This window comes from Mesorhizobium sp. M8A.F.Ca.ET.021.01.1.1, from assembly GCF_003998025.1.
GTDB lineage: Bacteria > Pseudomonadota > Alphaproteobacteria > Rhizobiales > Rhizobiaceae > Mesorhizobium.
Genome location: NZ_RZSJ01000361.1, coordinates 1 through 6194, shown reverse-complemented (window position 1 = coordinate 6194; position 6194 = coordinate 1). Strand labels below are relative to the sequence as shown.

Annotated in this window: 5 protein-coding genes and 1 pseudogene; 1 reads left to right on the top strand and 5 read right to left on the bottom strand. The window is 64.1% G+C overall.

The features are described from left to right. The 3 genes from EOA36_RS23800 to EOA36_RS23790 all read right to left on the bottom strand — a co-directional run. Positions 1-956: aldehyde dehydrogenase family protein (locus EOA36_RS23800; protein ID WP_127279675.1), on the bottom strand; the 956-nt coding region annotated here is incomplete at its 3' end. 22 nt (positions 957-978) lie between these two features. Beyond that, a complete protein-coding gene (locus EOA36_RS23795; RefSeq protein WP_127279674.1) occupies positions 979-1956 on the bottom strand; it encodes a flavin reductase family protein in 978 nt (325 codons plus the stop codon). Positions 1957-2132: 176 nt separating this feature from the next. Beyond that, positions 2133-3932 (bottom strand): helix-turn-helix domain-containing protein, encoded by a 1800-nt coding sequence (locus EOA36_RS23790; RefSeq protein ID WP_127279673.1) that lies wholly within the window; start codon positions 3930-3932, stop codon positions 2133-2135. A 163-nt stretch (positions 3933-4095) separates the two neighbouring features. Here EOA36_RS23790 and EOA36_RS23785 point away from each other — a divergent pair, with 163 nt between their 5' ends. After that, positions 4096-4677 carry an amino acid synthesis family protein gene (locus tag EOA36_RS23785; protein ID WP_127279672.1) on the top strand — a complete coding sequence of 194 codons (582 nt, stop codon included), beginning with the start codon at positions 4096-4098 and terminating at the stop codon, positions 4675-4677. A gap of 151 nt (positions 4678-4828) precedes the next feature. On the opposite strand, the pseudogene EOA36_RS23780 reads toward EOA36_RS23785, so the two are convergent. Both EOA36_RS23780 and EOA36_RS38405 read right to left on the bottom strand, forming a co-directional pair. Continuing rightward, positions 4829-5170, bottom strand: a pseudogene (locus EOA36_RS23780) (DUF1403 family protein); the annotation flags it as partial. Between the two features lie 299 nt (positions 5171-5469). After that, entirely contained in the window at positions 5470-5868 is a 399-nt protein-coding gene (locus EOA36_RS38405; RefSeq protein ID WP_348629821.1) for a helix-turn-helix transcriptional regulator, read from the bottom strand. Positions 5869-6194 lie beyond the last annotated feature (326 nt).

Below are 6194 nucleotides of genomic sequence, written 5' to 3'. Positions count from 1 at the left end.
CGCCTCGTGCGCTCGACCAGCGCCTCGACGAAACGGTCATAGACGCTGGCCTCGACGAAACAGCGCGAACCGGCGACGCAGGTCTGCCCCGCCGCCGCGAAGACACCGGAGACGACGCCGTTGACGGCATGGTCGATGTCGACATCGCCGAAGACGACATGCGGTGACTTGCCGCCGAGCTCCATCGAGCAGGGAATAAGGTTCTCCGCCGCATTGGCAGCAATCCGACGGCCCGTCGCCGTCGAACCGGTGAAGACGAGTTTTGCAATGCCTGGATGCCGCGTCAGCGCGTCCCCGGCCACGGCGCCGGTGCCGGTGACGACATTGACCACGCCGGCGGGAAAGCCGGCCTCCATGATCAGCTCGGCCAGAGCGAGCGTGGAAGCACTGGCATGCTCGGACGGCTTGACGACGACCGTGTTGCCGAGCGCAAGGCATGGCGCCAGCGTGCCGGTCAGCAGCATCAGCGGCGAGTTCCATGGCGTAATCATGCCGACGACGCCGATCGGCTCGCGCAGGTTGAAGTTGAGCATGTCGAGCTTGTTGACGGGAATCGTGTCGCCAAGCAGCTTGTCGGCCATCCCGGCGAAATAAGTGTAGCTGTCGGGCATGGCGCGCATCTGCGCCCGCATTTCCTTGAGCAGCTTGCCATTGTCACGTGTCTCGATCAGCGCCAGCTCGTCGGCGTGCTCGAGCACCAGCTCCGCCAGCCGGTGCACCAGTCTGCCGCGGTCGGTCTGGGTCATGCGCCGCCAGGCTGGAGCGGCAAAGGCAGCGCGCGCTGCCGCCACGGCCGCGCCGACGTCCTCGGCACCGGCCTCGGCGAACTGATACCAGGGCTTGCCGGTGGTCGGGTCGAAACTGTCGATGTACTGCCCACCTTTCGGCGCCAAGAACGCACCGTTGATGAACAGGTTCTGGCGCGAGCCTTCGAGCGATCCGACCGTCGTTTTCATACTGTCTGTCCTGCGTGGAGCATTATTCGGACGCGGCCTGCGTCCACGATTGCGACTGGCCGTCGATCATGGCGACGCGGCCGCCGTCACCGGTGTCGATGTAGATGCCGAAACGCTTGTCCTGGCGCTCGCGCGCATAGCGGCGCAGCATGGCGCGCAGTTCATGCGTGGCGATCCGCTCATAGGGCAGCGTGTCGACGGAAAAGAAGGCGTGGCCATCCGGCAGCGCGGCTTCAGCGCTCTCACGGCTCAGTTCGGCGCGGTAGATGAGATAACCCGGGTCGCTGTCGGCGACGTCGAACACCGAATAGAGGAAGGTGTTTTCAGGGACGAGGCTCAGCGCATCGCCGCCATCGAGGACGAGCTGGCTGTCGGCCTTGCGGCGCCGCGCCGTCGGCAGCACCCAGCGTCCCTTGCCGTCGCTGCGCAAGAGGATGCGGTTCCCGGCTTCGACCAGATAGCCGATGATCATGTCCTGCGAGGCCAGCCAGCCGGTAGGCAGCGGATCCTTCACGCTGGCGTAACGGCCGCGGCAAAATCCGAGCGGCGCCGATGGGCTGGTGCCGAAAGCCTGGACCTGGCCGATCAGGATGATGTGGTCACCGGCCTCGATGCGGTTGTGAACGGTGCAGTCGAACCATGTCAGGCTGTCGGTGAGGATCGGGGCGCCAGTGTGGGCGCGGTCATGGTTGACCGACTGGAATTTGTCCGCCGCTTTGGACGCGAACACTGAAGAAACATCGACCTGGCCTTCATGCAGGAAATTGACTGCGAAGGACCGTGTTTCGTTGAAGGCGGGAAAGCTCGCCGCCGCCTTGCCGACGCAGACCAGGAGCAATGGCGGCTCAAGCGAGACCGAGGTGAAGGAGTTGGCGGTCATGCCGCGCGGATTGCCGTCGCAGTCGCGCGTGGTGATGACGGTGACGCCGGTGACGAAGGTGCCGAAGGCACGACGCAAGGCGATCGGATCGATCGTCCTTTGTGCCACCGCGTCCGCCATTGCTTTCCTCCTAAGTGTCGGATGGAAAGCTAGGCAGGAGCCGGCCGGCGTTCTTCCTCCGGTCTGTAGGAAAGATGGCGCGGCGTGCTGCTGTTATCCCGAGCAAATGCAGGTGCGACAAGCCTGTGCTTGCGGTGGCTGCCGTGTCGCTACAGGGGTGGCGGGGTCAAGGGAGTCTAGCGGGCTGCCGGCACGCGGCTGTCGATGATGCCGCTGAGACGGATCGCAAGTTCGACCGCGAAGCGCTGTTCGGGCTTGTCGAGACGGATCCCGAACAGTTCCTCGATGCGCGACAGGCGATAGCGCAAGGTGGTGACGTGCAGGCCGATGGCGTCGGCGCAGGCCTGGCTGCGGCAGCCCTCGCGCAGATACGCAAACAGCGTGTCCAGATAGGGCGTGCCGTGCTCGCGGTCGTGCGCGATCAGGGCGCCTACACTGTCCTCGACGAAGCCGCGCACGTCGGGAGCGTCGGCGGCGGCAACCAATATCGGCAGCGGACCGAAATCCTGGCCGGCAAAAACACCGGTGCGGCCGAAGGAACGGCCGATCCGGATCATGCGGCGGCACCGCTCCCAGGCGATCGGATAATCGGCCAGCGCGGCACAGGCCTCGGAGAGCACCACCACCGGCTCGCGCTCGAAATAGCGGCCGAGCTCGGCCGCGATCCTGTGCGGCAATTTCGCGAAGCGCGCGCCGTCCTGCCCGGCATCGGCAGGAACCAGGCAGACAAGCCCATCCTCCACCGCGATTGCCGTGCCGGCAATGCCTGCCTGCTGCAAGAGACGCACGAGCGCATGATGCGGATCGGCAAGGCCGATGGCACCATCCTTCACCTGCTCGGCGAGATCGACGACGATCATCTTCTGCGCAACGGTCAAGTCGAGCCCAAGCCGGCGGGCGCGATTGACGATGTCGGCCTCGTCGCGCCAGCGGCGCTCCGCCACCTCCAGGAAAAGCTCGGTCAACGAACGCGTCTCGAAACGGAAGCGCACGAAGCTGCGCATCATCTGCACGCTGAGCGCGAATTTGGTGCTGTCGAGCAGCATCTGGTCGAGTTGGCCCGATGCCTGCGGCGTCGGAAAAATCATCAGCGCGCCAACCACTTCGGCGTCGATGGTGAGCGGTTCGATGCGCACCGAGAGCTTGAGCTGGCGCTTGCCGTCATCGACAAACAGCGTCTCGGCGTGGCGCCCGTCGGACGCGCCGCGCGCTATCTTGAAGATCTGTCGGCTGAGCGTTCCGCTCACCGCCTGCTGCCAGGAGGCGATGTCGAAATGCGCCTCGCTCGGGGAACGACCGGCGACGACCAGATTGGCATGGAAATCGATCACCACCACCGGATTGGGCAGAAGCTCGCTGACCTTTTCGGCGAGCGAGACCACCGACCCGTCCGACAAGGCCTGCTGCAGAAGCGAGGTGTGCGCCGAAAGCGCGCGTTGCAGGCGTTCGCCGGCCTGCTTCTCCTGGCGCAGCCGATGCTGCTTCTCGACCGCGATCTCGCCCAGATGCACGATCATGCCGATGAAGGCGATATCCTCCGCCGTCACTTCGGTGATTTCGCGCGAGACGACGGTCAGCACCATCGGCCGGCCGTCCTCGTCGACGCAGTTCATCGGCATTACGAGCACGCTGCGGTAGTCGCGCTCGAAGGCCTCGCGGCGATAGCCCGGAAACTCCTCCGACACCCGCGCGTCCCTGATATAAACCGGCTCATTGCGGTTGAGCGCGACGATCGAGGGACTGGTGGCCAGTTCCCAGCGGTCGGGCAGCGTGCGGTGAATGAGCGTCGGATCGTGGCGCACGATGACATAGGCGTGGCCATGCGGGGCATCGATGCCCATGATCGAGCCCAGCGTCCATTTGGCATGACGGCAGGCCGCCAGCACGAGGTCGCGCAGCACGGACTGGAGATCGCCGCCCGAATTGATGAGGCTGGCGGCGTCCCGCAAGGAGAGAATTTGCGACTCGTGGTCCACGCCTGATCTTCCGCCACTCGCGAAGGGCGAATTTTAGCCGTCGCGGATGTACCAACGCTACACCGCTTCCAAGCGGGGCGCACGCCGATTCTTCCTACGAACCGGAGGAATACCCGCCGATCGGCGCCTACTAGATTTGAGCTTTCACTGAAGAGGCCAAATCATGGAATTGCGGAAGATCTGTACCTTCATCGAGGAAGTGCACTTCGAAGGCAGCAGGGCGGCCGCAAGGCCGGTGACATCGATCGTCGTCGCCGCCGTCTTGAGCAATCCATGGGCCGGGCGCGGCTTCGTCGAGGATTTGCGGCCAGAGATTGTCGCCATCGCACCCCGACTCGGGCAGGAATTGACGCGCCGCCTGATTGGGCTGATGCCGGCGGAACGTATCGAAAGCTACGGCAAGGCGGCCGCCGTCGGAACCGCCGGCGAGATCGAGCACGCCTCGGCCATGATCCACACGCTGCGCTTCGGCAATGTCTTCCGCGACGCCGTCGGCGGCACGACCTATCTCGAATTCTGCAACACACGCAACGCGCCTGGCGCGCTGCTGTCGCTGCCGATGATGCACAAGAGCGAGAACGGCCGCCGCTCGCATTTCATCACCGCCAACTTCCAGATCGCCGACGGACCGGCTGCCGACGAGATCGTCGTGGCCATTGGCGCCGCAGACGGCGGACGGGTTCACCCACGGATTGCGGACCGCTTTCAGGACATGAAAGAGATGGAGCAGGAAGCAGCGATGTGATGCTTGCGCCGCATCCCCTGCGCTGTCGTCGATGATGTCCGCTTTCGAGAATCGGCGCAGCTGGCCTCAAAGGCCGACATCAGGCGCAAAGCCGCCGTTCACCTCTCCTTCGAGTCAGCGCTCCGGCCGGCAAAAAACGTCGGACATGCGACGAGCGGGAGGCGAGGCGCTTCCACGCGGCCAGGATAGTGCCGGCGGGGCCTGGATCGTCGCCGGGCTGGCGCAGATACCAAGCATCGCGCAGCGCCGCCTCGTCTTCCGTCCGGCCAGCGAGGCGCACGGCAGCGGCGGCGCATTTGAGCCCCAGCCGCTGGCGCCAGGCGCCGGCCCAGGCAGGCTGCGCGCGGGCGAGGCTGTCGAGAGAAGCCAGCGCGGCGCCGGCCCTGAAGGCAGCGTCTGCCTCATGCGGAGCGCCACCGACCTCGAGCGCCCAGCCCGGAACGGTCGGGGGCGCGGCGGCGGATCTTGCGGTCGCGGGATCGAGGCGAATCATGTGTTTGGAGGGTAAAGCGGCCGTGCGCTTTGTGCCATCATTTTCGCATCAAAACGCACAGCTTGTCGGCGCGACAAAACGAATGATAATGTTGCCTTATCAGCTATTTAGTTGCGCTGGCGTGACATCGTATCGGTGAGAGTTCTCTGTTGGCGCTAACAGACGAAGTGTCTGTTTTATGGGGCCTCCGAAGCGACTATTTGGCCGAATGGGAGGCGCAAAACGCACGGTCGGCGTAATCGAACCGTACCCCAACCGGCGGTCAAACCATCTTGCGTTTGGCAGGCACCAGTTCGCCGTCAGTCTGCCTGCTCTTGATCGTATTGAGGGACGGTCCATTCTTCCCCGATTGCGGCGACAAGGGCGGACACGCGGGTACGCACCCGCGGAGGAAGTCGAACAAGACGCTCGATCAGGCGTCGACCTTCTGCGCTGGCAATGAAACCAATGCGCTCATCCGTTCGAAGGCGTGAAGCCTCATGGCCGCTCTCACCATTCGCCGGGAGGCCTTCGAAAAAACGGCTGACGGGGACGCCCAGTGACTTCCCAATCTCGTAGATCATGGACGCGCTCACCCGGTTCCTAGCGTTCTCGTATTTTTGGAGCTGTTGAAACGTGATGCCTATCGATCGGGCAAGCTGAACCTGGGATACGTCCGACTGCACGCGAACCGTTGCGATCTGCCTGCCGACGTGCACATCAGCGGGGTGAGGGTCACGCCCGATCTTTGGTTTTTGCGCCGCCCGGGACGGGCTAGTGCGTTTCGGCTTCAACAACGCGTCCGATGCTCCAACAGGTCATTGGGTAGAAAATCCGTCGCGGTCGGTTCTGGGTCTTTGTGTCGATGTCAGCCGAATTTTCGTGCAGGCGGAACTGCTATCCTGCCTGAGTACTCCGATATTTCGATCCCGGTACCGAAGGCACGTGAACGGCTTGCGAACCCCTCGAGAATATCTCGCGCCACGCGTCCGCCGGCGGGGACAGGAACCAATTTTCCCCTTTCGGATGCTGGGCGCTCCTTTAT